The following is a 26,524-nucleotide window of genomic DNA, read 5'->3' on the forward strand; positions in this document are numbered from 1 at the left end:
TTTATAAGAAAATCACGGTTACAACTCGTATTACGGATACCACAATGCACGCTATTCAAACTGAAATGGATCAACTCACTCATACTATTAATCAGCATAATATTCGTTATTACGTTGATGATGCTCCGTCAATTCCCGATGCTGAATACGATAGATTAATTAAACGCTTAACTGAGTTAGAGCAAGAGTATCCGCAATTTAAGTCAGTTGACTCACCGACACAGCGAGTCGGTGGTATGGCCCTGCAAAAGTTTGCTCAAATTACCCACCTTAAACCAATGCTAAGCCTTGATAATGCTTTTGAACAAGCCGACTTTGCTGCCTTTAACAAGCGTATCACTGATAAAGTCGATAGCGTTGATTATGTCTGCGAACCCAAACTCGATGGTCTCGCGGTGAGTATTACTTATCGTTTGGGTCTGTTTGAGCGAGCAGCAACACGGGGTGACGGCAGTGTCGGTGAAGACATTACTGAAAATGTGCGCACTATCCGTTCCATTCCTCTTAAATTACGTGGTGAAGGATTTCCCGATCTTGTTGAGGTGCGTGGCGAAGTGTTTATGCCTAAAGCGGCGTTTGAGGCATTAAACCAACGTCAAATCAGCAAAGGTGACAAAGTGTTTGTGAATCCGCGTAATGCGGCTGCAGGGAGTTTACGCCAGTTAGACAGTAAAATTACCGCTGCACGCGCACTAGGGTTTTATGCTTATGCACTCGGTGTGGTTGAAGGTGAATCACAACCGATGCAAACCACTCATTTTGGCCAGTTAACACAGCTAAAACAATGGGGGATACCGGTTAGCAATGAAGTGAAAGTGACTGAGTCATTGGAGCAAGTGTACGCTTATTATGCTGACATTATGGCCAGACGCCCTGCACTTGAATATGAAATCGATGGCGTAGTCATCAAGGTTAACGACATTGCTAAGCAGCAAACTCTTGGTTTTGTCGCTAAAGCCCCTCGATGGGCCATAGCCTATAAATTTCCTGCTCAAGAAGAAATGACTTTACTGGAGTCGGTTGACTTTCAGGTCGGCAGAACTGGCGCCGTTACCCCAGTAGCCCGTCTAAAACCGATATTTGTTGGTGGCGTGACGGTATCAAATGCTACCTTGCATAATGCAGATGAAATCGCTCGCCTTGGGGTTAAGATTGGCGACACTGTGATCATTCGCCGCGCTGGCGACGTTATCCCACAAATTGTTGCGATAGTCCCAGAGCAGCGCCCTGATGATGCTCGAGATATTGTGTTTCCACTGCATTGTCCTGTTTGCCAAAGTATTGTTGAGCGTTTAGAGGGCGAAGCCGTTGCGCGTTGCAGTGGTGGTTTATTTTGTGAAGCGCAACGTAAAGAAGCGATCAAGCATTTTGCCTCACGTAAAGCGTTAAATATTGATGGTATGGGCGATAAAATTGTCGAGCAACTTATTGATAAAGAATTAGTTAAAACCCCTGCCGATTTATTTACCCTAACGGCTTCTGCGGTGACCATGTTAGATCGCATGGCAATGAAGTCGGCGACCAATATCGTGGCTGCAATTAAAGATGCTAAAACCACTACCTTGGCGCGTTTTTTATATAGCCTAGGTATTCGAGAAGTCGGTGAAGCAACCGCAGCTAATTTGGCACAACACTTCGCTGATTTTGAACTAATTCGCAGTGCCAGTGTGGAACAGTTACTTGAGGTGGCAGATGTTGGTGACATTGTTGCAAAGCACATTCGTCAATTTTTTGCTCAGCCACACAACATCGAAGTAATACAACAATTGCTTGCTGCGGGTATTACTTGGCCGGTTATAGAACAAGCCGATGAGTCACAATTAAGCCTAAAAGGTCAAACATGGGTATTAACTGGCACATTGACTCAACTTAATCGTAATGATGCTAAAGCCCAATTACAGGCCTTAGGTGCAAAAGTGGCCGGCAGTGTGTCTAAGAATACCGATTGTGTTGTTGCTGGTGAAGCTGCTGGCTCTAAGCTTGCTAAAGCACAGGAGTTGGGGGTTAAGGTCATCGACGAGCAAGGTTTGCTGGATTTACTCAATGGATCAAACTAACCGAGCTGATATTGATGCTAATAAAGGTGTTTTATTTATACTTGTGACAGCCGATAAGAGGCTATTGTGAATTTTAGTAATATTACTTGGCTTGATGACCGCGGTCATATTAAACCACCGTTGTTTTTGTATTTAATCTTAGTTTTTTTAGCCCGCGGTTGGTGTATTTTTATCGCCTCACTCACTCAGTTTAATGACCGCGCGGGTTTAGTTCGGTTGTTTTATCCTGAAAAAAGCGACTTTGTCTTAGCATTAATTGCTGGCGTTGGCGCCGTGTTGCTTTATGGACTTATTATTGCCGAACGAAAACGCAGTTGGCCGATACTCATTCCACTGTTTAAGAACAGTGGTTGGTTTTTATGGGCATTGCTTATCCTTGATGGCATATTTTTATTCCAGCGGATGATGCACGATGACTTTTTGTTTAAAATTGGCTATTCAATTGACGCACTTTTTCTTTTTTGGTCAGTGATTTATGTATTAAAGTCAAAACGATTATACTACTACTTTGCCGATTGGACTGAAGATGAGACCGAGGTGCAAGTTGCAACGTCATCAACAGATGAGAGTAAGCAAGATACGAAATAATGTACGCCTAGGCATAAATGCACTATATTTGATCATCACCAAAGGTAAAGATGTAACACCTTGATACACATAACTCTATTTGTGAAAATGTCAGTGTAACAATGGCACTTTCATTACCGCCATCATTTGGCGAATGTGAAAAGGATCGATATTTTGGCTAAAGCAGAATTACTAAAAATACCTGTTTCGCAAATGGTGCTCGGGTTAACCGTTAAGCTGCCTTTATCTTGGACTAGCCATCCTTTTTTCCGCAGTAAAGTTAAGCTTGAAAAACAAGTCCAAATTGAGATGATAAAAGGTCTCGATTTGTCATACGTTTATGTGATTGAAGGTCATGATTTATTGCCGCAAATTGCAGAACCTGAAGACATCGAATTACCTGAAGAAGTGGTTGCTGAAGAAATCGATTATCGGCCATTAGCAAAAAAGAGTATGCGCGTTAGCCAACAACATTTTCTTAAATCAGTTAATGATAGTCGAACCGTGTTTGGCAAAATCGTTAGCGATCCTGAAGGCGCTTATCGGGAAGCGGCCACTTTAGTCGAAGATTTAGTTGATCATTTGTATGAAAGCGAAACCCCTCATTTAACCTTAGTGGGCAGCGGTGAAACCGATATCAGCGTCACACAGCACGGTATTTCAGTGGCGGTTATTTCTATGCTGATTGCTCATACTTTATCACTGACTAAAAGTGAGGTGCGTGACATTGCATTAGGCAGTTTGTTTCATGATATCGGTAAACTCAAAGTGCCTGAAACCATTAGGCGCAAGCGGGGTGAATTAACCGATCACGAAAGTAACTTTTTGAAAATGCATCCTAACTTTGGTTATGACATTCTTAATCGAACCGGATTGTTTCCTGAAGCCATGCTGGATATTGTGCTGCATCATCACGAGTTTATTGATGGCAGTGGATTTCCTAATCATTTAACCGAAGCAAAAATTTTACAGACAACCCAAATAGTGTCTTTGGCCAATAGTTATGAAATCCTTTTACATCAACATCAGAGTCCACAAATTGCATTGGGCATATTATTTAAAACTCAAAGCAGTAAGCACAGTAACAATTTGATTTCGGTGTTAGTTAAAATATTAGGTATTTATCCACCAGGCACAATAGTTCGCTTAACCGACGATAATATTGCCAAGGTGATGATGACGACTACCGATGTCAAACAACCTCATGTATGGTCCTGCCATGACAGCGGTTCAGAGCCAAGCTTTCGATTTTTAATTGATGAAGATGTGCAAATAAAAGAAGTCATTAAGCTAGAAGACTTATCAGAAGGCGCGATTAAAACATTACAAGCTAACAGCCCAATCAGCTTTTATTTTAACCACTTTAATCACTAATACATCACCTAGTTACACTGAGAACACATGAATACAATTACCATTATCGGATGTGGTTGGTTTGGTTTCCCACTAGCCACACAGTTAGTTAAACAAGGTTTCAAGGTAAAAGCTTCAAAGCGTGATCCTGATGATTTAGCTCAGTTACAGCAAGCGGGTATTGAGGCTTATCAACTCGATTTGGCCCATATTATTGCTGATGCAAAGCACTCATCTTTATTCGATGCCGATGCGATCGTGATTAATATACCGCCTGGACTAAGGCGCGGTGATACTGACTATCTTGCTTATTTAACTCAATTGAAAAACTTTATCGGTGAACGCCAATACCAAAAAGTGATTTTTATTAGTACGACAGGGGTTTATCCGTCGCTAGATCAAACCGTCACCGAACAAGATGCGGTGGTGTTTAATGATAGCAGTGATATTTTATTACAAGCAGAAGCGATATTTTCTGCAATGCAAAACAGCTGTATTGTGCGATTTTCAGGCTTAGTTGGACCCAAACGTCATCCTGGACGTTTTTTTGCGGGTAAAACCGATGTGAGTGGTGCCAATGTTGCGGTAAATTTAGTGCATTTAGATGACTGTATTGCTGCCGTTAGCTTGATTTTGTCACGTAAAGATACCTCAGCTATTTATAATCTTACTGCAAATGAGCATCCTACTCGCGGTGAATTTTATGTTGCTGCGACCAAGCATCTGGGATTAATTGCGCCGCAGTTTAATCAACAGGAACAACCCAGTAAAATTATCGACGGTCAATTAATCTGCCATCAGTTAGGCTTTGAATATGCCTTTAGTAGTCCATTTAAAATGCTTGATGCTTGCTAAACTGGCATAGGCTATAATAGCCGATATATTTTGATAAAAAGGCGATTATTGTGACGACTCAAACTCAAGCGTTTGCATTACTTCAAGGTGATGAATTCGTAGAACTGTACAAAGTACTCAAAGTGCTTGGTTTAGTTAACGGTGGTGGTGAAGCAAAGCATGTCATTACCGAAGGTCAGGTTACCGTTAATGGTGAAGTTGATACGCGGAAACGTAAAAAGTGTGTTGTTGGCGATATGGTGTCGTTCAATGGTACAACAATTGAAATTGTTCCAGCAGAGTAAGGATTGATAAATGCAATTCCCAGAAGATGATAATGGCCAAATGTTGGCAGCAATGGCGGATGCCGGTATTGATCTTACTAAGTCAATAGAAGTCGATTTCTTCTTAGTGTTTGATGACCAACGTGATGCAGAGTCAGCGTTAGAGGCATTAAGCCAAACTGATATGCAAGGCGAGCTTGAGCTAAATTTTGATGAAGAAAACACTAAGTGGGAAGTGATTGTTTGCTTGCAAATGGTGCCAGAATACGCGGCACTGGTTGGTAAAGAGACCGAGTTAAATAGCTTTGCGCAAGAATTTGACGGTATTTCTGATGGTTGGGGCGTAATGCAAAATCAAGGTGGCGATGATGAATTTGCAGATGACGACCATGTACACGGTGAGCATTGTAAACACTAATATCGCCATTTAGTCATGATTAAAAATTGAATTGTCCAATTCAAAAAAAGCCGTTAATGCCCCGCATTAACGGCTTTTTCTTAATTTATACGACGAAATTTAGTCATCTTCTTTTATGTCATTAATGACTTCTTTAGTTTCGTGACCAATGGCCTTTACGGCATCGCGCGTACCGTGACCGATTGCTGTGGTCACTTTTTTTGTGGTGTGACCGATTTCTTTGCCAGTGTGTTTTAATTCAGCGCAAGCTGACAAGCCAACAAGCAGGTTGATCGACACCAGTATTACGACGACTTTTTTACACATTGTGGTGGCCTTATCAATAATCTAATATTAAATGTATCATCAGTTAACGATATTGCTATTTCAGCATAACGGGCTTGATGATTAAAGGGTAAAATCATGAATTTAAATGCCACATTGATTGGCCAAATTATTTTCGTTCTAACCTTGGTTGTGGTGTTTTTCACCTTAAAGTTTGCCAAAGGTAAAACCACTAATTTACCGCTTGTCGGATTTTATGCCTTAGTGTTAAACATTGTTTTTGCTCCAGCAGGTTGGATATATTGCTGGTATTGGTCAATAAAGCCAACTCTTTAATCAACAAACGGCTTGTTAACTACGATTAAGGGTAATGTCCGACACATAACCATGCTCAGTAGCGATTAAAGCTTGCTTAAGCATCGTGGCTGCTTCTGCTGCAGTCATAAAGCTTGAGGTATCGATGTCTTTGCCACTGGTTTGCCAAAAGTCGGTTGCCATGCCTCCGGGATAAACGGCAACTAATTTCATGGGACTGTCTTTTAATTCTAGTCGCAAGGATTCAAGCAACCCTTTTACCGCCCACTTCACAGCACAATAGGTTGACTCATTTGCTTTGCCAGCCTGCGCTGCCGTCGACATGACTACAACAACCGTCACCTTGTGATGACGATAACGACTTACTAGCTCTCGTAATAGTAGAATGCTTGAGGTGAGGTTATTGTTAATTAGTTGATTAATCGCATGTGGAGATTGTTGTTCAATTGGGCCAAAGTAACCACTACCTGCACAATGAATTACCCGACTAGGCGGCGTCGATAAACGCGAAAATAAATCACTAACATCCTGTGCCACACATAAGTCTGCTGCGTGAGCGGTTACATTAGCTTGTTCAAGTGGGGTTAAGTCTGCCATGACATTAGCCAATTTTTGCTCACTGCGACCAGTGATCAACAGACTGTGTTTTTCTGCAGCGTAAAGATGGGTCAATGCGGCACCTAAGCCGCTGCTCGCGCCGGTAATAACAATCATAATAAAGCCTTCAGCTAGTGTTCATTAGGTCGGCTACTATATCAATGCACAACTGAAGCGCAAAGTGCCAGTGTCCTAAAACGATAATCAATGCAAACATTGAGCTGTTTGATAATCATTTATTTATGCGAGTAGCGATTAGTTAAGTTAAATCGAATAAATAACTCGGAACGCTTTGTATTTTGACGTTAAAGATTGTCTAATAACGCCTTATTATTGTCTTACTGACTTCACATTTGTTGCCATTATAGAGAACTTTCATGTTTGAACTCACGCTCCAACTCGGCGTTATTTTGTTTGCTGTTGCTTTAATTGCAGGTTTTATTGACGCAATAGCTGGTGGGGGGGGGTTACTCACCATTCCGGCATTGATGTGGGCTGGGCTGCCGCCAGCAGCGGCTTTAGGCACCAATAAGTTACAAGCCTGTGGTGGGAGTTTTTTTGCAAGTCTATATTTTGTCCGTAAAGGCTTGGTCGATTTACGCAGTATAAAACTGTCGTTGATTTGCGCCTTTATCGGTGCCTCAATTGGCACCATATTAGTACAAATGATCGACGCGAAACTGTTAGAGGTAGTGTTACCTTTTTTGATTTTAGCCATTGGTTGTTATTTTTTATTGTCTAAAAAAATCAGTGAGCAAGACCGCCAACAAATTCTCACGCCAAGCGTATTTGCATTTACTGCTGCATTAGGCGTTGGCTTCTATGATGGTTTTTTTGGCCCAGGTACTGGGAGCTTTTTTGCCTTGGCATTTGTTTCATTAGCCGGTTTTGGTTTAGCTAAAGCCACTGCGCATGCAAAACTCCTCAATTTTGCCACGAACATTGCTTCGCTCATTTTCTTCTTAATTGGTGGTCAAGTGGCGGTGATATTAGGATTAATTATGCTGGTAGGCCAGGCCATTGGTGCCACATTAGGCTCACGCCTTGTGGTCACTAAAGGAGTTAAAATTATTAAACCTTTGGTGGTGATCATGTCATTGGGAATGAGCGGTAAATTATTGTGGTCGCAATATATGTGATCGTAATAGCGGCAATTCGGGTTTACTCACGCCATTATTAAGCGTTTTTGATTAAAAGGGATGTTATGCGCATTATTCACACATCAGATTGGCACCTCGGCCAATATTTTTATGGCAAAAGCCGCGCAGCCGAGCATCAAGCTTTTATGGCATGGTTACTTGAGCAAATCGACCTTCATCAAGTTGATGCCGTTATTGTTGCGGGTGATATTTTCGATACTGGCACGCCGCCAAGCTATGCCCGCGCCTTATATAATCAATTCATTGTTCAAATTCAACAAACAGGTTGTCAGCTAATTTTACTGGGTGGTAATCACGATTCAGTATCAACCTTAAATGAATCTAAAAACCTGTTAGCTTGCCTTAATACCGTGGTTATCCCAGGGGCTCTCGAACGTGTTGAAGAGCATGTCTTTACCCTAAAAAATCGCATGGGTGAAGTAGGAGCTATTTTATGTGCGTTACCTTTTTTACGCCCACGAGATGTGGTGTTAAGTGAATCTGGTGAATCTTCAATCGATAAACAACGCAAATTAGGTGATGCCATTAGTGAGCTCTATCAAAGTTGTTTTGAGCAAGCAAAGCTTGTTAATACAAGGCTGGCAACACCAGTGCCTATTATTGCGACCGGCCATTTAACCACTGTTGGTGCAAGTACTTCTGAATCCGTACGTGATATCTATATTGGCAGTTTAGATGCCTTTAACGCGGCACTTTTCCCGGCCGCAGATTACATTGCCTTAGGCCACATTCATCGGCCACAAGTGGTGGCGAAATCTGCCCATATTCGTTATAGCGGCTCACCTATTGCACTCAGTTTTGATGAGCTATCAAGCGACAATACGCCAAATAAATCGGTATTTCTGGTTGAGTTTAGCCATGCCGCACTCAGCCAGGTTACGCCGTTGCTTGTACCCATTTTTCAGCCGATGCAGGTGCTCAAAGGCGACTTAGACAGTATTGAACAACAGATAAGTGCATTTGCTGTGCAAGCCGATGCCACAACCATGACTTGGTTAAGCATTGAAGTCTCGCAGCAAGATTACCTCTCAGATCTGCAATCGCGTATCGCCGACATGACTCAAGGTCAAGCGGTTGAGGTATTGCAATTAAAACGTGCCCGTAGCCAACGTCAACAACATATTAAACAGTTAGATAATGAAACCTTATCTGAGTTAAGTGTTGATGAGGTCTTTGCTCGACGTTTAGCTCAAGAAACATTTGACAGTGAGTTGCAGCAGGCGCAGTTAGGTCGCATTAAGCAGCGCTTTAGCCAAGTGGTTGCTGAGGTTGAGTCTGAGCGACATACTCAAGAAACCGCTGCAAGTCATGTGTTGCAAGAGACTATGTCTCATCAGGTTAACACTGAGGTTGTTACACAAAGTGCGACAGACGGTGAACAGTCATGAAAATTTTAAGCCTTCGTTTTAAAAATATTAACTCGCTTAAAAATGAGTGGAAAATCGACTTTACCCAATCACCTTTTGCTGAAAACGGTTTATTTGCCATTACTGGGCCCACAGGTTCGGGTAAAACCACCATACTGGATGCTATTTGCCTAGCGCTTTACCATCGCACGCCACGGTTAAATAATATCTCTAAAACCACTAATGAGTTAATGACGCGAGGCACCGCTGAATGTTTAGCCGAAGTTGAGTTTGAAGTTAAAGGCGTTGCTTATCGTGCTTTTTGGAGTCAAAGGCGCTCGCGTGATAAAGCCGATGGTAATCTGCAAGATGCACAAGTGGAGCTGGCACAGCTAAGTGACGGTAAAATTCTTGCCAGCCAAATAAAGCGTAAAACAGAATTAATTGAACAAATTACTGGCCTCGACTTTGCTCGTTTTACCAAATCAATGATGTTGTCTCAAGGGCAGTTTGCGGCTTTTTTGAATGCCGATGCCAATGATCGTGCTGAATTGTTAGAAGAGCTCACCGGCACCGAAATTTATGGACTGATCTCAGAACGAGTTCACCAGCATTTTAGCGAAGCCAAAACCAATTTGAAATTGCTTGAGGCAAAACTTGGCAGTGTCGAGTTGTTTGATCAACAGCAAATACAGCAACACAAAGACCAGATTGAACAATATAGCCAAACCTTGCAGCAGCAACAATTACAGCTGACTCAATTAAGTCAGTTTATTACCTGGGCCAATAGTTCTGAGCAAGCCCAGCAGTCATTAGCTAAGCTTGAGGCTGAGCAGCAACAGGCGCTAATACATCAGCAACAACACAGTGACGCGTTAATGCAATTACAGCGCAGTGAACCTGCGCAGCAGATTTTGCCATTATTTGAACAACAGCAGAAAGCGCACGAAAAAGCGCAACTATTAACGGCGCAGTTGAGTGAATTAAGTCAACAAACCGAGCAAGCTGAAACGCTACTGCAAGAGCATAAACATAAGCAGACTCAAAGCCTACTACAGCTTGAAAATGTTAATCAGGCACATAACGTTTTACTGGCATTAATTGATGAGCAAGTGTTGCCGTTGGATCAGCAGATCCATCAACACAATTATCAATTAAACCACATTAAATTAACTCATCAACAAACCCATGAGCAGCAACAAAAGACGCGCGAGCAACAACAAGATTTATTAGTGCAGCAACAGACACTGACCGCCGCAAAGCAACACATTCAGCACCAGCTCGAGAGTTTGCCACAAGGCCAGGAAGTGGCTAAAAAGTTTGCCGCTTGGCAAAACCAGTACACACAAGTTGTGCAACTTAGCGAGCAGCTGAGCCAGATTAATAGCCTATGTACGCAGCAACAAGATGCGATCAAGCACAATCAGCTGACGCTAGGGGCGTTCGCGCCGCAAATACAACAAGCTCAAACTGAGCTTGCTCAAGCAAGATCACAGCAAGAAGACAGCCAAAAAGCATTAGCAGCATTATTGGCCGGCCAAGATGAAGCACAAATTAATGCTGATTATCAGCAACTGATTGAGCAGCAAGCGGGACGCTATCAATTAACCCAGTTGTTGAGCCAATTTATCCGCCAGCAACAGCAATGCCAGCAGTTAACTGCTCATTCGGTGCAATTTGAGACTGAGTTGCAAGCTCTGGTGCAGTCTCTTTCTGGGGTAAGAAGCCAGTGGAGTGATAAAAATCAGCAAGTTAAAGATGTGCAAATGTTATTACATCAAGAACAGCAAATTGCCAGTTTAACCATAGAACGTGCCAAACTTAAAGCCGGTGAGCCTTGTGCTTTATGCGGTTCAACCGAGCATCCGTTAGTTGAGCGCTACCAAACACTCAATGTGTCAGCGACAGAACAAAGAGCACAACAGTTGCAGGCTGAGCTTGACGCGATTAAACAACAAGGTGAGCAACTTAAACATCAACAAACGGCGCTGCAAATTAATTATGACAATACGCAACAACAGTTAACTCAAACTCAAGCAGACATCCAAGCCATAGTTCATCAGTGGCAGCAGCAAACAGAGGCTTTATCAATATCTCTTGAATTGGATTTGCAGCAGCAGTGCGCATTAAGCGATTACATCGACCAAACTGAAACCAAGCAACAGCAATTAGCGCTCACAATCTCTCAGCTTAGCCAATGTCAAAAAACCTTACATAAGCATCAGCAGTATGTGGTGCAAGCTCAACAAGTGCTTGCTGAGTTGATTAATCAGCAAGCGCTGTTACAACAACAGCTTGATAACTTGCAGCAAGGTTTACTCAGTCATCAGCAGCAAGTGGAGACGGTGACTGCGCAGCAAACGTCATTACTCAACGGGCTTGAAAAGCAGATTATCGCCACAGGGTTAACGGCGCCGACAATAGCCGATGCCGTGGATTGGCTAAACCAGTTACAACAGCAACTCGAGCTTTGGACTCAAGCGCAGCAGCAGGCAAATGATAATCAGCAGCAATTGAGTATTACGGCTGAAAAGCTCATGGCCAATAATCTGCAAGCGGAGGATTTGAGTACAAGGTTAAGTGCAGTGACAGAGCAATTCGATAATGCACAACAGCAGCTTAGCAACCTACAGGCACAACGTAAGCTTATTTTTGCAGATAAAGTGATTGAGGATGAAAAACAGCTAAGCCAAACAGCATTAGAGCAAGCTCAGCAACAATTAGCGACAGTACAGCAGCAATTACAAGCAGCGGATAAACATCTTGCTAGCTTAAGTGCGCAGCAAAGCGCCACCCAAACTCAGACAACACAAGTTAATCAAGAATGGCAGCAATTACACCGCCAATGGATGAGTGCCTTACATGCTAGTCCATTTGATGATCGACAGGCTTTTGAGCAAGCGTTACTTAGCGCGGATGAACGTTATCGATTGCAACAACTTAAACAGCAATTAGACAATGAAATTGTTAAAGCCAAAACCTTGGTTGAGCAGGCCGTTGCGCGCCAAACTGAGTTGATGCAGCTTGGGCAACAACATCGTTATGATTTAGCCCAACAAGGTGAAATATTACAGCAGCATCAGACGCTCGATTCAGAGCATCAACAATTAACCCAAACCTTGTGGCGCTTAACGCACGAGCTCGAACTTGATGCCAGTAGGCGAGAAGGGCAGCAGCAACTGTTAAAACAGCAGGCGCAATCACTGCAAGTTTATGACGATCTTGCCTATTTGCATGCTCTCATCGGCTCACAAAAAGGCGATAAGTTCCGCAAATTTGCTCAAGGGCTTACTTTAGATCATTTAGTAGCGTTAGCTAATCGACAGCTTGAACGTCTCCAGGGCCGTTACTTATTAGAGCGCAAAGAGTCGGATGCATTAGAGTTACAAGTGCTCGATACCTGGCAAGGTGATGCCGTTCGCGATACCCGAACCTTGTCTGGCGGTGAAAGCTTTTTGGTTAGCCTAGCGCTTGCGTTAGCGCTATCTGACTTGGTAAGTCATAAAACGAGCATTGACTCACTGTTTTTGGATGAAGGCTTTGGTACCTTAGACAGCCAAACTCTAGATACCGCACTCGATGCATTAGATAATTTAAATGCATCGGGCAAAATGATAGGCGTGATTAGCCATATTGAAGCGATGAAAGAGCGGATCGACGTGCAGATAAAAGTGAATAAAATGAATGGTCTTGGTATAAGTAAATTACAGCATGAATTTGCGATTAACGGCAGTTGATCTACCTCAAACTCCCGTTATTACTGCCATTGAGTTCAAAATTAATATTAATTAAATAACATTTTATATTTGTAATATGATTTTTTTTTGATATAAAAGAGCGTTGAAATGCAATTTGAGTACAGAAGCCCGCGTTTTAAGCTGTTTTTACCGGACTGCGAAGTATCAAATATTAGGCCATATTGATGACAAAAATGACCTAAACGTAACGTGTTAGCTCATTTTATTCTCAGTATCGCAATAACAGTTTGCAGTAAAAGAAAAAACAATAAATATAAAACGTCATCTTTTAGGGTGGATTAAACATTGCTAATGAGTAAAATAATGGCCTTCCAACGGCCATCGGTAAGTCAATTGAACTTACCAAACTTGCACAAGAAATTCTTGCTAGCAAGCGTGTTTGTTGTCGGTGCCGCCTTATTATGGCCAACACAACAAGAGTTTTCATCTCAACGAATTCCCGTGGCTATTGATATCGATTCACTATTGCCACATATCGCTCAGCAAGACAGTACCTTGAAAATTGTTAAGCCGACATCGCCAATTTTAGACCGCGTGATCCAAAGTGGTGATACTTTAAGTCAGTTATTTGAGTTAGCTGGTATCGACCAACGAACCATGTACAAAGTCCTTGAGGCTGATTTAGAAGTGTTAGCGTTAGATACTTTGTTACCCGGTAACCGTATCCAGTTCTGGGATAACGCGAACGGCGAACTTGATAAGTTAGAGTTATATTTTAATCCTGCTCATCAAGTGGTTTTCACTCGTTTTGAAGACGGAACTTACGCTGTAAATGACATTAATATTGATGGTATTTGGCAAAATCGTATCGTCGGCGGCGAAATAAATGGTTCTTTTTATGTGTCAGCTAAAAAAGCCGGTTTAAGTGCTGCTGAAATTCAAAAAGTCGAATCATTATTAAAGTCGAAATTAAACTTTTCACGCGAGTTACATGCAGGTGACACCTTTTCGGTTTTGGTAAATGATCAGTTCGTTGAAGGTGAACTAACGGGGATGACAACGATTGAAGGTATTAGGATTAATACCAGTCGTCGCGACATAACCGCATTTCAAAACACTGATGGCAACTATTACGACATCCAAGGCCAAAGTTTAACCCCAGCTTTTCAACGTGTACCGCTTAATAGACAATACCGTTTGAGTTCTCGCTTTAACCCTAATCGCAAACATCCTATTACAGGCCGCGTGCGTCCTCACAATGGTACCGACTTTGCAACTCCAATTGGCACTCCTGTTGTGGCTCCCGGTGATGGTGTGGTGACCTTGGTGACTAAGCATCCTTTTGCGGGTAACTATGTTGTGATTCAACACGATAATAAAGTCAGCACTCGCTACCTACATTTGTCGAAGTTTTTGGTTAAAAAAGGACAACGAGTGACTCGTGGTCAAGTGATTGCCCTATCGGGTAATACCGGTGCTTCAACAGGTCCTCATTTACATTATGAATTCATTGTAAATGGTCGCCCTGTTGACGCGATGAAAGCCAATATCGCAGAAGCCAAAGTATTACCTAAAAAGCAATTGCAAGCCTTTCAAGCTTTGGTTAAAAGCCGAAGCATGATGATGGATTTAGGCTAATTAACCTCGATTAATCCACGCTATTTATCTCAATTGCTTAGCGTTAGTACAAAATAAAAATGCAGCCTGATGGCTGCATTTTTGTTTTATTTCTTAAGTTTAATCATACACCGTATTTAGTTACGCTGATGTCATTATGCATGGGCATGTATTTCCTGGCCATTAGCAAATAGCCATTACAGTATTGCCGCTAAACTGGCATTTTTATGTTTGGTTGAGTCGTATTTAGCTGAGTGGGTATTGGTTAAATGGGTTTGAAGCTTGTGCCTTCATTACAGTCAATCACCTGCAGTGGACTTATGTGCAGATACTGCTTCGGGACGCTTTACGCTATCCATGGCCGCTTAACGAAAACGTCCCTGTTTTCGATACCCTCAGTCGCATCTACACTGGTTCATGCTATCTCTTCGATTTAGCTTCATTTGGTACGAATGTTAAGTTAACAGCTAACTTGGTTTTGCCTCGTTCCAAGTTAGGAATAGCGTTCTATTTCATTTATGGGTCATCATTTCTCGTTAATAAAAAAGATCATAATTCCTCTGTAGCAAAGACCATTTATGGTTAATTTAATGAACATATTGGTTAACTGTTTTTATATACAGTTATAATAAGTTTTTAGGGCAAATTGAATGAGAACGATGAATAAGTAAACGAAAGTAGTATGATGGAATAATCTCGTTACCCCCTAAGTTGTTGATAGTTATTTATTTAAAATAATTATCATTTTTTAGCCACTTTTATCGTGCAACCTCGATTTGTTTTTATGGTTCAATAATAACTTATTGTTTTACATCAATAAGATAAAAAATGTAGGATGTTATTAATCAATAATTTGAACAGCCGACTTTATCGGGTGAGCCGTTCAATAAGCTGTTATAGCTCTCAAGGAAAGTATGCGTAAGATTCTCGTTTTTCTATCAATCATGCTAGTAGCAGCATGTGCAGCAAAAACCGAAAACATGTCACATCATTATCCTGAATATATTGGTGGAGACTTTTATCTTACCGAAGACATGGCATTGTTTGAAAACAACGAACATAACTTTAGCTTTTTTAAAAGTGCGTTAGTGCGCCAATCAGACTGTTGCGCTAGCGGGAGACTGATAGTTTTATTACCTAAAGGTACTAAAGTCCAAATAAACAACATTCTGAGGTACATTAAATTTACCAAGGATTGCAACGAAGCTGTTGGCAACCTAACAATTAATGGTAAACGGTTGGACTTTGAATATTTTGTAAATTGCAATTATCAGGGTGTAAAGGTAGCTAAAGATATACCGTGGGAACGCGAGCTATAACAAGTTACTCAAAAGGACGCAAAACGCTTGGCTTGTGCTCCTTCGTCGCTAATTTTAGCCAAGCATTTATGCGCCCATTAGTAAGGCGTTAAATGGCAATAATATGTGCAAGCCTAAACTGATTGGAGAAGTAACATTGGAAGATCTACAGTCTCATCGATGGTGCTTTTACCAAAATGACGAAGAAGGCTTCGATGCTTTTGAACATGTAATTCCAGATACCCATCCTGATTTCTCAGCAGACACCATTGAGTTAGAGTTGGCTGAATTTAAGTTCGCAAATGGAAAGGTAGCCTTAGGTATTTACGATGGTGCGTCATCATTTACTTTAGTAGCAAATGATCAAGGGTTTTCATTTTGGTATGGCGTCGTCAAACCTGAGCAAAAAGATATTGAAAGTATGTCTAATTTTTTGTTAAGTAATGACTACCAACTTCCTGTTGAGGCAACCGCTAAATGGTCAAGAACAACTAAAAAATATAGTGGCATTCAATATATAAATAAAGATGGTGAAATCATTGAACTCAGCATTTAACAAGGTAATCTTGCGGAACTCCGTGTGCAAATTGCGGCGTTATACGAATAGGCATTTATGAAAGCGTCGTTTTATCAAATATGGGATGAATTTTGTGATTTTCGAAATATCTATTTGGAAAGTTTAAATTTTACCGATGACAGATCAAAATTTATTTTGGCTTTATGGGTAAGAATAAATTCACTTTGTGAAGAAACCATTGTATTAGTTAAGAGTGATTGTTTTGTTTCACCTCAGATTTTAATGCGGAGTACTCTGGAGTCATTCGTTGATCTTCGGTGTTTAATTTCAGATGAGGACTATGTAAAAAATATCATGGCAGCGGAAGCTGACTCTATGTATAAAAACTTAAAAAAACATTCTGAGTCTAACCCTTATTACAAGGGTATAGCTAAAGCAAGTCCCAAACATATTGAAAACTTAAAAGAAGAAAAAACTAATAGTATTAATATCTTTGAACGCTTCAAAAAAGCTGGTTGTGAAGATCTTTATTCAACTGTTTATAATACTTTGTGTCGTTATACCCACGGAAATATAAGTGCATTAGCATCTAAAAATTTTGAAAATGATAGAGTAGTTATGACCGCTAAAATTAGTGATGCTGATTTACTCTTTATTTTGTCATCCACAATTAATGTTGCAATATCTTCAACTCACGATGTTTTAAGTTTTTATAATACTTCAGAATCCGAGCTTGTAAAATGTATGGATAGTCATGATAAAGTTAAGGCTCTATGCAGAAAATTCGTATAACAAGTTACTTAAACTGACACAAACAGCTGGCTGTGCTCGTTCCTCGTTATTATAGCCAGCCATTTATAGCCGCTTAGCAAAGCGTTATGCACTTGGAGGATAGATGGAACTTAATCAGGTAACTTTACCCGTTAAAAATATGGAAGATGCTGTTCAGTTTTATCTAAAGCTGGGCTTCACTCAAATAGTTGATACCCCCCATTATGCTCGTTTCTCTTGTCCAGACGGCGATTCTACCTTTTCTCTTTCTCTCGAAAACGACAAATTTGAAAATCATTCAGTTATCTATTTCGAGCACGAAGACCTTGAAGAACTATGTGAAAACCTAGCACAAAAAGGTATTGTCTTTGAACAAGAACCAACAGAACAGCGTTATCTTTGGAAAGAAGCGATAATTAAAGATCCGTCTGGTAATAAAATAAAGCTTTATTGGGCTGGTAAAAATCGTTTAAACCCACCATGGAAAGTAGACAAACGTGCATAACAAGCGCCTTATATTCACCCAACAAGTTGGGCTTGGACATTACTCGCTGCAACTTCGTTGCAAAACACTCATAATTGCAGCATCGGCGGGCGTTATGTGTTACTGGAGGTTTTGTGACAATAATTTTTGACCTTAAGTCAGAATCTTGTGAGTGGGCAACAGATATAAATGAAGAAATTGCTGCTGCCTTTCCCAGCTTTTTCGATCAAAACCCTCTTGTGGGTTCAGATGAGTGGTGGGAGTCTTCTGAATTTGAAATTACAAACGGGAAGATTAGCCACGCAGGTCCCTTGCTTGAAGATGGTGAATTGGTTGATGTTATTTCCATCGAAATATTAGATAACGACTACCACAGTGCCGGTGGATATCCAGAACAACTTATTGATCGTGAAGACTTCTGGTTGCATGAAGCTGTAGCGGTCGATAAATTAGTTGAAACCAAGTCAATTACAATTATGCCATCTGGAGAGTTGGACGAAACCTCCATTTATTTAGAAATAAAGGTACGAGTTTGGTAACACATAACAAACCAAGTTATCGGACAATCAGTCACTGGCTGCGCCACAGCGTTCGCGCTTTCCGCTGCTTGGGGTGTTATGAGTAAATCTTGTATTAAGGAGCTTCATCAAGTGTCAGAAAAATCAAAAATGCTAGCAGGGGAATTGTATGATCCTAGCAATAAAGAACTTGTTGAGATGAGATTAAGTGCTCGCCTAACGACAGAGAAGTTAAATCAAACCTCTGTAGCAGATTTACAGGTAAGAACTAAATTATTAAAGTCTCTGTTCGGTAGTACGGGTAAAAATATACATATTGAGTCAATATTTAACTGTGATTACGGTTCTAACATTCACGTTGGAGAAAATTTTTACGTTAACTTTGGGTGTGTTATTTTAGATGTAGCAGAGGTTCGAATTGGCGACAATTGTATGATTGCACCACAAGTAGGCATTTATACTGCAACCCACCCCTTAGACCCAATTGAGAGAAATAGCGGACTAGAACTTGCTAAACCAATTACTATCGGAGATAACTGCTGGATTGGGGGGCACGCAACAATTAATCCTGGAGTGACTTTAGGTGATAACGTAGTTGTTGCTTCAGGGGCAGTAGTTACAAAGAGCTTTGGTAGCAATGTTGTCATCGGTGGTAATCCTGCGAAAGTAATTAAACAGATTACAACTACGGTGTAACTTACTCATAATAAGTCGTTTAAAAGGACAAAAAACCGTTGGCTTTTGCTCCTTCGTCGCTAATTTTAGTCAATAATTTTTTTCCTCTTAACTATTCGTTACACATAGAAAATTTAACCTGAAACTCACGAATTAACATTAATGTTCCAACTCGGAAATGTCCAAAAGTGAGTTTGAAAGTGATCAAACTTTATAATCAAAAAATGATATTCGGTTGTCTAATCTTTGTTGATATAAGTTATCCAATAGCCAGTTTGGTTGATGGATAACGCAGCTTGGTAGTCCGAGGGCTCGCGAGGAAATAGGCCAATGTTAACGGTCCTAAGCGTCCCATAAACATCAGGAAGATAATGATAAGTTCGCCAGCGCTAGACAGATTGGCAGTTAAACCTCTTGATAAGCCAACTGTACCTAGGGCCGAGATTGCCTCAAAAATGATATCCAACATAGGGGCTTTCTCACTGAGTAACAAAGAAAATATGGCTAAACAACTGACTCCGATAGACATGATGGTTAACGCAAACGCTTTGCTGACGGTTTCTTTTGGAATTTCACGTTTAAACACGTAAACCGCTTCATCACGCCTAAAATAGGAGTAAGTGGCTAATATTAAAATCATAAATGTCACCACTTTTATGCCACTTGCTGTACTCATCGAGCCGCCACCGATAAACATTAACATCAACATGACTGCCGTAGTTGCATCTTCAAGTTGATCAATCGCCAGTGTATTAAAGCCCGCGGTTCTGGGGGTTAATGCTTGAAACCAAGACGCTAACCATTTTCCAGACTCGCTCAATGGCGCTAATGTATTTGGGTTATCATATTCAATAAGGTAAATCAGGATAACAGCGATTGCATTAATGAAAATGGTTCCCAAAATCATCATTCTGCTATAGACAGTTAAACGCGCCCATTTTCGATTTCGATTAAGATCAATCCAAACAGAAAATCCTAGTCCGCCAATAACAAACAGCGACGTAATCGTTATATTCACCACTACATCATCAACGTAAGGCATCAAGCTGTCCGCACTGAGTGCAAAACCAGCATTGTTAAATGCACTTATAGTATAAAAAAAGCCATGAAATAGGCTTTTTTCCCAACCTAATTCATTACGCCAATACAGGGTCAAAATCAGCATACCAATGCATTCAACAATGAGCGCAAAAATGATCACTGATTTCGCTGTTGAAACTAAGGTTGACGAGTCGGTTTGATTAAATGCTTCTCGTGCGACAGTACTTTGTAAAAAGCCAATCTTACCCCCTAATGCGATTAAGGTCACAATGGCAAACGTCATCAAACCCAAACCACCACATTGAATTAATATGGCAATAACAATCTGACCAAAAGGCGTGAAAACCGTGCCGGTATCAACAACGACTAATCCTGTTACCGTTACCGCTGAGGTAGCAGTGAAGATACTTTGAAGCCAGCTTATTGGGACATAAGTGGCTATCGGTAATTTTAATAACACTGACCCGAGCAAGATTAATACGACAAAGCTGCCACATAAGATAAGCGGCGGTGCTGCAAATAACTTCTTACCCGCTTTGGGTTTTCGCTCAATAGGCGTGATAGAGGGATGCCATAAAATCATGTTATACCAGCCTTGGCGCAACGTATTTTAATTGAGCACGAGTGCCACACAGCAGCAAGATGTCGTTAGCCTGTAATACAAATAAAGGCTCGAGCTGAGAGAAAATAGTTTCCTCCCGTTTAACCATTATTGGCTTAATGGTGTTTTTTACGTCGCCTAATACTTGCGATAATGTCTGACCGTTGAGGATCTGTTTTATATGGATCTCCACAACATAAATGCCATGACCAATGGCAAGATAATTATTCACCATAGGATAATTGAGTGACTGAGCCACTCGAATGCCCATTTCATCTTCGGGATGAATGATCCTTTGTACCCCGAGTTTAGACACAATAGTATGATGGGCTTTGGTACTGGCTTTTACCCAAATATTTTTAACACCAATATTTTTAAGGGCCAGAGTACAGAGCAAACTTGATTGCATGTCCTCTCCAATTGCCACCAACACCGCCTCACTCGTACACAGATTAAGCTCCCTCAAAACGCTCTCATCTGAAGAGTCGCATATAACCGACTCGGTTAGATCTTCTGCGTATTTCTCGACAATTTTAGGGTCAAGATCCACGCCTGTTACCGTGTGCCCTAAATGGATCAGCTCTAAAGAAGCTGACACTCCAAAACGGCCTAAGCCAATTACTGTAAAATGTGCCATTTATGACCTGTATTTTTGTTGATAAAAAGAAAACGAAATAGCCCGATTGATAACTTTATATTCCGAGCGATCACTGATCTTCAGGATCCGTCACTATATTTAATCGATAACCTAATCCGGCTTCGGTTTTGATAAATGGTTGCTCAGCAGTGTTATTGAGTTTTTTACGTAATTGGCTAACCATAATTCTCAGATAATGAGTGTCCTCCTGATGACTCGGTCCCCAAATCCGTTTGAGCAGGACTTCTTGCTTAACCAGATTTCCCGGCTGAGCCAGTAAGAGCTCAATAAAGGCGAACTCTTTTTTTGTTAACGCTAATTCATTACCATTAAGCCAGAACTGATGAGTACTTTTTTGTAAGCTTAATGCCCCATGTTTGATTACATCTGTGACAGGCTCATTGATGACTAAATCTCTCACTAATACCTTAATACGTGCGATTAACTCTCTTACACCAAAGGGTTTGATCAGATAATCGTTTGCTCCTGCCTCTAATAAGCGGATTTTTTCGTCTTCCTGATCTCTTGCTGTCAAAATAAGCACAGGTGTTTTGCTGCTGTGGCGAACATAGTTAAGGAAATCTATGCCATCTCCATCAGGTAAACCTAAGTCTAAAATAATCACTTCAGGACGCTGTTGATTGAATATAGTTTTAGCTTCTTCAATAGACTGCGCACCAACATAGCAATAACCTTCAGCCGTTAACGAAATACGAATAAAGGTATGTATTTGCGGTTCATCATCAACGACCAGTATTTTATAAGTCATTTATGCCTCAGGTTTACTTATGGGGAGCGCAATGCGGATTAAGCAGCCTTGCTCAACAGGAATGAACGAAATATGGCCTTGATGCGCGGCAATTATGCCTTTTGAAACGGCAAGTCCAATACCCGATCCACTGCCAGAGTCACTAGGTTGGTGATCGTGGCTTGAATAAAAAAGCTCAAATATATTGTCTGCGTATTTGGGATCAATGCCTTGGCCATGATCTTGGACATCAATATGAACATAATCTTGGGCGCAATAAAGGCTGATACTGACAGATTTATTTTTCGGGGAATATCGGAGGGCATTATCAACAACATTAAATATCGCCTGCTCAATCAATGAGCTACTAATGTATAACTGCGAAACCTTTTCCGTGTTCAAGGCAATTCGGTTCGAGCCATCGCTAAAACGTTCAACAACACGATCAATCACACTAACAATAGACACAGGCAGTTTTTTAAACGTCAATGTTCCATGCTGCATTCTGGTTGCTTGCAGTAAATTTTCAATGTATTGATGTAATCGATGACTTTCAGCAGTTGCACTATCGAGCAACTCCTGCTTTTCAAACTCGCTAAGTTTAGCCATGTATTCTTTGAGTGTCGTTAATGTGCCAATAATGGTCGCCAGTGGCGTTCTCAGATCGTGAGACACGGACAATAAGATACTATTTCTAAGTTGCGCCTGCTTTAATTCATGCTGTTGACGACGGTAATGTTGCGCCAGCTTGCTTGTAGCAAATGCCACAAAAATAAACACCAGTAAATTCATGATGTCGTTAATGTTGAACATTTGTAGTGAATAACGCGGCGTGGTGAACAAAAAATTGAAGCTTAATGCTTCAATGATGGCAGAAAAATAGGCAAGCTTGATGCTACATTGCAACGCGATAACCACGATGGCCAATTGTAATAGCAATAATATTACAGCTGGTGAATCCCATACATAATCGATAATCCAGGCACTTGTTAATACCAAAAATAGCACTACAAAACTAAAAATATAGCGAGTTGAAATTAAATTTGCCCACATAATGCTGTTTATCACTTAAAATTCAGTGAAGTAACAATATCAAATGATAAGCAGTATATCGCGTAAAAAAACCGTAAAATTATCAATTGTACTGAATACAATAGAGCAGTAGGCTACACTGCAAAATAGCGTGTAACGGCTATTTTTATCGTGGTGATAACCTAAGTCGCGTTGAATAAGTTAGAAACCATAATGAGGTAGTACGATCTTAGATGGATAAATTACTGGCGTTGAAAATGTTTGTTGAGACAGTTGATGCGAAGGGATTTTCATCGGCGGCACGCAATCTTTCGGTGGCTACGTCATCGGTAACTCGCATGGTCGATTCGCTTGAATCTGAGCTCGGTACCGTGCTGTTAAACCGTTCAACTCGTCAAATTACTGTGTCTGATGCGGGCATGGCTTATTACATGAGTGCGAGGAAAATTCTCGACAGTGTGTTAGATGCCGATGAACAAATAAAAGACAGCCAAGATGAGGCATCAGGTCCACTGCGCGTGACAGTGCCAACAACATTTGGCAGTTTTGTTATTGCACCACACATTGGCCGTTTTTTGCATCAATACCCCAAATTAGATTTGGATTTGCAGCTCAGTGATGACATTACTGATTTATTTACCCAGCGCATCGATCTCTCCATCAGGTTGGGTTCTGCTGCACCGACCGAAGAATTAATCAGTCGACCCCTAGGTCAGTTTCGAAGGCTAGTGGTTGCCAGTCCAGAGTATATAAAACAATATGGCCTGCCACAGCAACCAGCAGATTTGTTATATCACCAATGTTTGCGCTTTAGTAGTCAGCTGGTCTGGACGTTTTTGTCTGAAGACGAAGAGCAACGGATCCCTATTAAAGGTAAGCTAAAGACCAATAATGTTGAAGTGATCAGAGAAGTGGTGTTATCAGGCCATGGTATTGCTTTATTACCAGATTGGTTAATTCAACAAGACATTAATAGTGGCCAAATGATCAGTTTACTGACGTCATATCAAGTTAATCCCAACAGTTCCAGTGCGGCAATTTCGGCCTTATATTTACCTAATCATCGTGGTTCGAAAAGGGTTAATGCGTTTATCGATTTCATTAGAGAGATAGTTACATAATCAGCGATTAACTCACAGGTTCATAAACTGATATACGCTACGGGGCGAGTGTTGCAAAATAAGCAATGGTGTTTTGCGTCCAGTCGATATTCTGCTGTGATAGTTATTCCTTTATCATGTCTGATTAAAATCATCAGTACGCTTGAGCTCTCGTCTCTGGGTCATAATCTCTTCATTAGCGTGATTATTACCAGCTAAGCTATGGCACAATTTAACGTATCTACCTAAGCCACTTGAAACAATTTTATCAACGGGTTAACAGTATTTAGCTGATTGTTGATAAATAGGCTAATGGTGTAGCGAAGAAAAATAAGACTAAACCTAAGTCGTTTAGATCTATTGTTACCACGAATTTATATTTACTACTGACGCCGATCCATGAGTCACCTGTGTCACCTTATATCAACAAGGAAACCTTTTTATGAGTCATTTGTTTGAATCCCTGAAAATGGGTCAGTTAACTTTGGAAAACCGGGTCATAATTGCGCCAATGTGTCAGTATTCAGCAGATGAAGGCGCCGCAACGGATTGGCATACTTTGCATTGGGGACGATTTGCATTATCTGGTGCAGGATTGTTCATTCTTGAAGCCACGGCGGTCAATCCGACTGGGCGTATTACCTATGCCGATTTGGGATTATGGGACGACAGAACAGAGCAGGCACTCGCTAAATCATTGGCTGTTGCTCGCCGTTATTCCACTATGCCCATTGCCATTCAGTTGTCACATGCTGGCCGTAAGGCATCAACTCAAAAACCATGGGATGGTGGCAATATTATCGCTGCTGATCAACCGAACGGATGGCAACCCGTTGCCCCCTCACCAATACCGTTTACCCTTGATGGACCGCGACCAGAAGCCGCCAGCATTATCGATATTGGTCATATTGTGGCAGATTTTGCCGCAGCGGCTAAACGTGCAGAGCGATTAGGCATTGATGCCATCGAAGTGCATGCTGCCCATGGATATTTAATCCATCAATTTTTATCTCCATTGTCGAATCAGCGTGATGACCAATACGGTGGAAGCATTGAGAACCGTATGCGTTTATTGCTCGAGATCATTGATGCCATCCGCGCTGCAGTATCCGATAAGATCACGCTTGGAGTGCGTATTTCAGCTACCGATTGGGTCGATGGTGGCTGGGATCTTGAGCAAAGTATTATATTAGCCAAAGCCCTTACCGTTAAGGGCTGTCAGTTTATTCATGTCAGCACAGCAGGATTAAGTCCTCAACAACAGATCCCCGTTGCACCAGAGTTTCAGGTGCCATTTGCTGACGCCATAAAACACGCTGTTGATATCCCGGTTATTGCGGTGGGCTTAATAGACAAGCCAAAGGCGGCCGATGAGATCATCGCCACTGGCAAGGCCGATGCCGTGGCATTAGCTCGAGGGATCCTTTACAACCCACATTGGGTTTGGCATGCGGCCGCTGAATTAGGGGCGCAAGTGACTGCACCACCGCAGTATCTTCGCTCGTCACCTCATGGTATGCCTTCGCCCATTAAGTAGTGCCATTTAAGCGCTATCCCTTATTACGCCAGCGTGCTTTGTATCAAGGGTTAATGTTTGCATCATTCAGCTTGTTTTGGACCGCTGCGCCATTACTGTTGTCATCTGTCTAAGGGTTAAGCCAAACGCAAATTGCGTTGTTTGCATTAGTTGGTGCAATAGGTGCTGTTGCTGCGCCTATTGCAGGACGAATGGCGGATGCGGGGCACACCGAAAAAATGTCAAATTTTGCCATGGTGTTAGCCGTGATTAGTTTTGTTCCGTTTTTTTTTAATCTGCCGCATGGTGTGATATTTCTGGCGCTAACCGGCGTATTACTCGACTTAGCCGTGCAAATGAATATGGTGCTAGGTCAGCGAGCCGTCTACACACTTGATCACACAGTCGTGGTCGTTTGAATGCACTATATATGACGAGTATTTTTATTGGTGGCGCCCTTGGTTCTATATTGGCCAGTGTTGTGTATGCCCATGGTGGTTGGATTTACGTCGCGGCAATTGGCAGTGCTTTGCCATTGTTGGCACTCATCCTATTTATGAGAATATCAGCGCTAAGTAGTACAAATAGTCAAAAACAGGTGCATGTCTAAGTTCATATAACCGAGGGGGGATACACCAACCGTTTGCCCTCAAACTCAGACATCTTTGCCCGTCACTGTTATGTCTCAAAGCTTGTTTAGAGCATCAATTAAATACAATCAATTGCCTTCGGCAGGGGGTAATAAATATATAAGTATTTATAATGTTGAGATGAATTTAATGGGAGACTCCGGAATAGTTGCTGTTTTCGACCGCCTCAGAGATATGGCCTCAATCACTTAGCTCTGTAGCTTTTATCCGTTTTCGGTACTCACAACCTTAAGAAAAAAATCGCAAACGGTGTTCAATTTATTTGACCGCTAAAAGTACAAGCTAAGCACTTTTAAAAATAAACCGCCTCACCGTTTCACGCACAAACTTAGACGCTTTTTATCAACAAACAAAGGTCTGCGTTAATAAAGTCACTCATATTTAGGCCAAAGGTATGCTTAATGGATAAATTACTGTCCCGCAGTG

At 41.3% G+C, this 26,524-nt stretch carries 27 protein-coding genes; 21 read left to right on the forward strand and 6 right to left on the reverse strand.

The window, feature by feature from the left end; translation table 11 throughout:
* The first annotated feature begins 44 nt into the window (after window positions 1-44).
* The 6 genes from ligA (at window position 45) to GW828_RS11940 (ending at window position 5,513) form a co-directional block, all read left to right on the forward strand.
* The gene (ligA, locus tag GW828_RS11915) at window positions 45-2,057 is read left to right on the forward strand and encodes an NAD-dependent DNA ligase LigA (RefSeq protein ID WP_273059114.1); all 2,013 of its coding nucleotides are present in this window, start codon (window positions 45-47) and stop codon (window positions 2,055-2,057) included.
* A gap of 66 nt (window positions 2,058-2,123) precedes the next feature.
* The gene (locus GW828_RS11920) at window positions 2,124-2,645 is read left to right on the forward strand and encodes a DUF2919 domain-containing protein (protein WP_273059116.1); all 522 of its coding nucleotides are present in this window, start codon (window positions 2,124-2,126) and stop codon (window positions 2,643-2,645) included.
* A 153-nt stretch (window positions 2,646-2,798) separates the two neighbouring features.
* Complete coding sequence (locus GW828_RS11925) at window positions 2,799-3,998, forward strand: HD-GYP domain-containing protein (RefSeq protein ID WP_182698476.1); 1,200 nt, start codon at window positions 2,799-2,801, stop codon at window positions 3,996-3,998.
* Window positions 3,999-4,025: 27 nt separating this feature from the next.
* Window positions 4,026-4,832, forward strand: a complete 807-nt coding sequence (locus GW828_RS11930; RefSeq protein ID WP_273059118.1) for an SDR family oxidoreductase — start codon at window positions 4,026-4,028, stop codon at window positions 4,830-4,832.
* 50 nt (window positions 4,833-4,882) lie between these two features.
* Window positions 4,883-5,116, forward strand: coding sequence for an RNA-binding S4 domain-containing protein (locus tag GW828_RS11935; RefSeq protein WP_124016120.1), 234 nt, complete (start codon window positions 4,883-4,885; stop codon window positions 5,114-5,116).
* 10 nt (window positions 5,117-5,126) lie between these two features.
* Window positions 5,127-5,513, forward strand: a complete 387-nt coding sequence (locus GW828_RS11940) for a ribonuclease E inhibitor RraB (protein ID WP_182698474.1) — start codon at window positions 5,127-5,129, stop codon at window positions 5,511-5,513.
* A 99-nt stretch (window positions 5,514-5,612) separates the two neighbouring features.
* On the opposite strand, the gene GW828_RS11945 is transcribed toward GW828_RS11940, so the two are convergent.
* Window positions 5,613-5,819 (reverse strand): hypothetical protein, encoded by a 207-nt coding sequence (locus tag GW828_RS11945; protein ID WP_273059121.1) that lies wholly within the window; start codon window positions 5,817-5,819, stop codon window positions 5,613-5,615.
* Between the two features lie 96 nt (window positions 5,820-5,915).
* Here GW828_RS11945 and GW828_RS11950 point away from each other — a divergent pair, with 96 nt between their 5' ends.
* Window positions 5,916-6,113 carry a hypothetical protein gene (locus GW828_RS11950; protein WP_273059123.1) on the forward strand — a complete coding sequence of 66 codons (198 nt, stop codon included), beginning with the start codon at window positions 5,916-5,918 and terminating at the stop codon, window positions 6,111-6,113.
* A 15-nt stretch (window positions 6,114-6,128) separates the two neighbouring features.
* Here GW828_RS11950 and GW828_RS11955 read toward each other — a convergent pair whose 3' ends face one another.
* Entirely contained in the window at window positions 6,129-6,806 is a 678-nt protein-coding gene (locus GW828_RS11955; RefSeq protein ID WP_124016116.1) for an SDR family NAD(P)-dependent oxidoreductase, read from the reverse strand.
* Between the two features lie 260 nt (window positions 6,807-7,066).
* Here GW828_RS11955 and GW828_RS11960 point away from each other — a divergent pair, with 260 nt between their 5' ends.
* The 10 genes from GW828_RS11960 (at window position 7,067) to GW828_RS12005 (ending at window position 18,794) form a co-directional block, all read left to right on the forward strand.
* On the forward strand, window positions 7,067-7,828 hold the full coding sequence (locus GW828_RS11960; protein ID WP_124016115.1) for a TSUP family transporter: 762 nt from the start codon (window positions 7,067-7,069) through the stop codon (window positions 7,826-7,828).
* A 65-nt stretch (window positions 7,829-7,893) separates the two neighbouring features.
* Complete coding sequence (gene sbcD, locus GW828_RS11965) at window positions 7,894-9,237, forward strand: exonuclease subunit SbcD (RefSeq protein ID WP_273059126.1); 1,344 nt, start codon at window positions 7,894-7,896, stop codon at window positions 9,235-9,237.
* On the forward strand, window positions 9,234-12,932 hold the full coding sequence (locus tag GW828_RS11970) for an AAA family ATPase (RefSeq protein WP_273059128.1): 3,699 nt from the start codon (window positions 9,234-9,236) through the stop codon (window positions 12,930-12,932). The genes sbcD and GW828_RS11970 overlap by 4 nt, the downstream gene beginning before the upstream one ends.
* Before the next feature lie 312 nt (window positions 12,933-13,244).
* Window positions 13,245-14,531 (forward strand): peptidoglycan DD-metalloendopeptidase family protein, encoded by a 1,287-nt coding sequence (locus GW828_RS11975; RefSeq protein WP_124016112.1) that lies wholly within the window; start codon window positions 13,245-13,247, stop codon window positions 14,529-14,531.
* Window positions 14,532-15,424: 893 nt separating this feature from the next.
* Entirely contained in the window at window positions 15,425-15,829 is a 405-nt protein-coding gene (locus GW828_RS11980; RefSeq protein WP_182698470.1) for a hypothetical protein, read from the forward strand.
* Between the two features lie 136 nt (window positions 15,830-15,965).
* On the forward strand, window positions 15,966-16,364 hold the full coding sequence (locus tag GW828_RS11985) for a hypothetical protein (RefSeq protein ID WP_273059130.1): 399 nt from the start codon (window positions 15,966-15,968) through the stop codon (window positions 16,362-16,364).
* A gap of 57 nt (window positions 16,365-16,421) precedes the next feature.
* Window positions 16,422-17,117 carry a DUF5677 domain-containing protein gene (locus GW828_RS11990; protein ID WP_182757090.1) on the forward strand — a complete coding sequence of 232 codons (696 nt, stop codon included), beginning with the start codon at window positions 16,422-16,424 and terminating at the stop codon, window positions 17,115-17,117.
* Window positions 17,118-17,220: 103 nt separating this feature from the next.
* Window positions 17,221-17,601 (forward strand): VOC family protein, encoded by a 381-nt coding sequence (locus GW828_RS11995; protein ID WP_273059133.1) that lies wholly within the window; start codon window positions 17,221-17,223, stop codon window positions 17,599-17,601.
* A 113-nt stretch (window positions 17,602-17,714) separates the two neighbouring features.
* Complete coding sequence (locus tag GW828_RS12000) at window positions 17,715-18,119, forward strand: hypothetical protein (protein ID WP_182698466.1); 405 nt, start codon at window positions 17,715-17,717, stop codon at window positions 18,117-18,119.
* Between the two features lie 111 nt (window positions 18,120-18,230).
* Window positions 18,231-18,794, forward strand: coding sequence for a sugar O-acetyltransferase (locus tag GW828_RS12005; protein WP_273059135.1), 564 nt, complete (start codon window positions 18,231-18,233; stop codon window positions 18,792-18,794).
* Window positions 18,795-19,032: 238 nt separating this feature from the next.
* Here GW828_RS12005 and GW828_RS12010 read toward each other — a convergent pair whose 3' ends face one another.
* From GW828_RS12010 to GW828_RS12025, 4 genes are all read right to left on the reverse strand, one after another.
* On the reverse strand, window positions 19,033-20,397 hold the full coding sequence (locus GW828_RS12010) for a TrkH family potassium uptake protein (protein ID WP_273059084.1): 1,365 nt from the start codon (window positions 20,395-20,397) through the stop codon (window positions 19,033-19,035).
* Between the two features lies 1 nt (window position 20,398).
* On the reverse strand, window positions 20,399-21,052 hold the full coding sequence (locus GW828_RS12015) for a potassium channel family protein (protein ID WP_124016106.1): 654 nt from the start codon (window positions 21,050-21,052) through the stop codon (window positions 20,399-20,401).
* A gap of 70 nt (window positions 21,053-21,122) precedes the next feature.
* Complete coding sequence (locus GW828_RS12020; RefSeq protein ID WP_124016105.1) at window positions 21,123-21,821, reverse strand: response regulator transcription factor; 699 nt, start codon at window positions 21,819-21,821, stop codon at window positions 21,123-21,125.
* Complete coding sequence (locus GW828_RS12025) at window positions 21,822-22,853, reverse strand: sensor histidine kinase (protein ID WP_273059080.1); 1,032 nt, start codon at window positions 22,851-22,853, stop codon at window positions 21,822-21,824.
* Window positions 22,854-23,065: 212 nt separating this feature from the next.
* Between GW828_RS12025 and GW828_RS12030 the strand changes: the two genes are divergently transcribed.
* The 4 genes from GW828_RS12030 to GW828_RS12045 all read left to right on the forward strand — a co-directional run bounded on the left by GW828_RS12030 (window position 23,066) and on the right by GW828_RS12045 (window position 26,058).
* Window positions 23,066-23,953 carry a LysR family transcriptional regulator gene (locus tag GW828_RS12030; protein ID WP_273059078.1) on the forward strand — a complete coding sequence of 296 codons (888 nt, stop codon included), beginning with the start codon at window positions 23,066-23,068 and terminating at the stop codon, window positions 23,951-23,953.
* A 421-nt stretch (window positions 23,954-24,374) separates the two neighbouring features.
* The gene (locus GW828_RS12035) at window positions 24,375-25,469 is read left to right on the forward strand and encodes an NADH:flavin oxidoreductase/NADH oxidase (protein WP_273059077.1); all 1,095 of its coding nucleotides are present in this window, start codon (window positions 24,375-24,377) and stop codon (window positions 25,467-25,469) included.
* A 137-nt stretch (window positions 25,470-25,606) separates the two neighbouring features.
* A complete protein-coding gene (locus GW828_RS12040; RefSeq protein ID WP_273059075.1) occupies window positions 25,607-25,867 on the forward strand; it encodes an MFS transporter in 261 nt (86 codons plus the stop codon).
* A gap of 11 nt (window positions 25,868-25,878) precedes the next feature.
* Window positions 25,879-26,058, forward strand: a complete 180-nt coding sequence (locus GW828_RS12045; RefSeq protein ID WP_273059073.1) for a hypothetical protein — start codon at window positions 25,879-25,881, stop codon at window positions 26,056-26,058.
* The last annotated feature ends 466 nt before the right edge of the window (window positions 26,059-26,524 follow it).

This window comes from Shewanella vesiculosa, from assembly GCF_009994065.1.
GTDB classification, from domain to species: Bacteria; Pseudomonadota; Gammaproteobacteria; order Enterobacterales; family Shewanellaceae; genus Shewanella; species Shewanella vesiculosa.

Bases quoted from the DNA above. Each gene is read 5' to 3' on its own strand.
- ligA (WP_273059114.1), top strand. From the start codon at position 45: ATGCACGCTATTCAAACTGAAATGGATCAACTCACTCATACTATTAAT.
- GW828_RS11930 (WP_273059118.1), top strand. From the start codon at position 4,026: ATGAATACAATTACCATTATCGGATGTGGTTGGTTTGGTTTCCCACTA.
- GW828_RS11940 (WP_182698474.1), top strand. From the start codon at position 5,127: ATGCAATTCCCAGAAGATGATAATGGCCAAATGTTGGCAGCAATGGCG.
- GW828_RS11945 (WP_273059121.1), bottom strand. From the start codon at position 5,819: ATGTGTAAAAAAGTCGTCGTAATACTGGTGTCGATCAACCTGCTTGTT.
- GW828_RS11950 (WP_273059123.1), top strand. From the start codon at position 5,916: ATGAATTTAAATGCCACATTGATTGGCCAAATTATTTTCGTTCTAACC.
- GW828_RS11955 (WP_124016116.1), bottom strand. From the start codon at position 6,806: ATGATTGTTATTACCGGCGCGAGCAGCGGCTTAGGTGCCGCATTGACC.
- GW828_RS11960 (WP_124016115.1), top strand. From the start codon at position 7,067: ATGTTTGAACTCACGCTCCAACTCGGCGTTATTTTGTTTGCTGTTGCT.
- sbcD (WP_273059126.1), top strand. From the start codon at position 7,894: ATGCGCATTATTCACACATCAGATTGGCACCTCGGCCAATATTTTTAT.
- GW828_RS11970 (WP_273059128.1), top strand. From the start codon at position 9,234: ATGAAAATTTTAAGCCTTCGTTTTAAAAATATTAACTCGCTTAAAAAT.
- GW828_RS11975 (WP_124016112.1), top strand. From the start codon at position 13,245: ATGAGTAAAATAATGGCCTTCCAACGGCCATCGGTAAGTCAATTGAAC.
- GW828_RS11980 (WP_182698470.1), top strand. From the start codon at position 15,425: ATGCGTAAGATTCTCGTTTTTCTATCAATCATGCTAGTAGCAGCATGT.
- GW828_RS11990 (WP_182757090.1), top strand. From the start codon at position 16,422: ATGAAAGCGTCGTTTTATCAAATATGGGATGAATTTTGTGATTTTCGA.
- GW828_RS11995 (WP_273059133.1), top strand. From the start codon at position 17,221: ATGGAACTTAATCAGGTAACTTTACCCGTTAAAAATATGGAAGATGCT.
- GW828_RS12010 (WP_273059084.1), bottom strand. From the start codon at position 20,397: ATGATTTTATGGCATCCCTCTATCACGCCTATTGAGCGAAAACCCAAA.
- GW828_RS12015 (WP_124016106.1), bottom strand. From the start codon at position 21,052: ATGGCACATTTTACAGTAATTGGCTTAGGCCGTTTTGGAGTGTCAGCT.
- GW828_RS12020 (WP_124016105.1), bottom strand. From the start codon at position 21,821: ATGACTTATAAAATACTGGTCGTTGATGATGAACCGCAAATACATACC.
- GW828_RS12025 (WP_273059080.1), bottom strand. From the start codon at position 22,853: ATGTGGGCAAATTTAATTTCAACTCGCTATATTTTTAGTTTTGTAGTG.
- GW828_RS12030 (WP_273059078.1), top strand. From the start codon at position 23,066: ATGGATAAATTACTGGCGTTGAAAATGTTTGTTGAGACAGTTGATGCG.
- GW828_RS12035 (WP_273059077.1), top strand. From the start codon at position 24,375: ATGAGTCATTTGTTTGAATCCCTGAAAATGGGTCAGTTAACTTTGGAA.
- GW828_RS12045 (WP_273059073.1), top strand. From the start codon at position 25,879: ATGACGAGTATTTTTATTGGTGGCGCCCTTGGTTCTATATTGGCCAGT.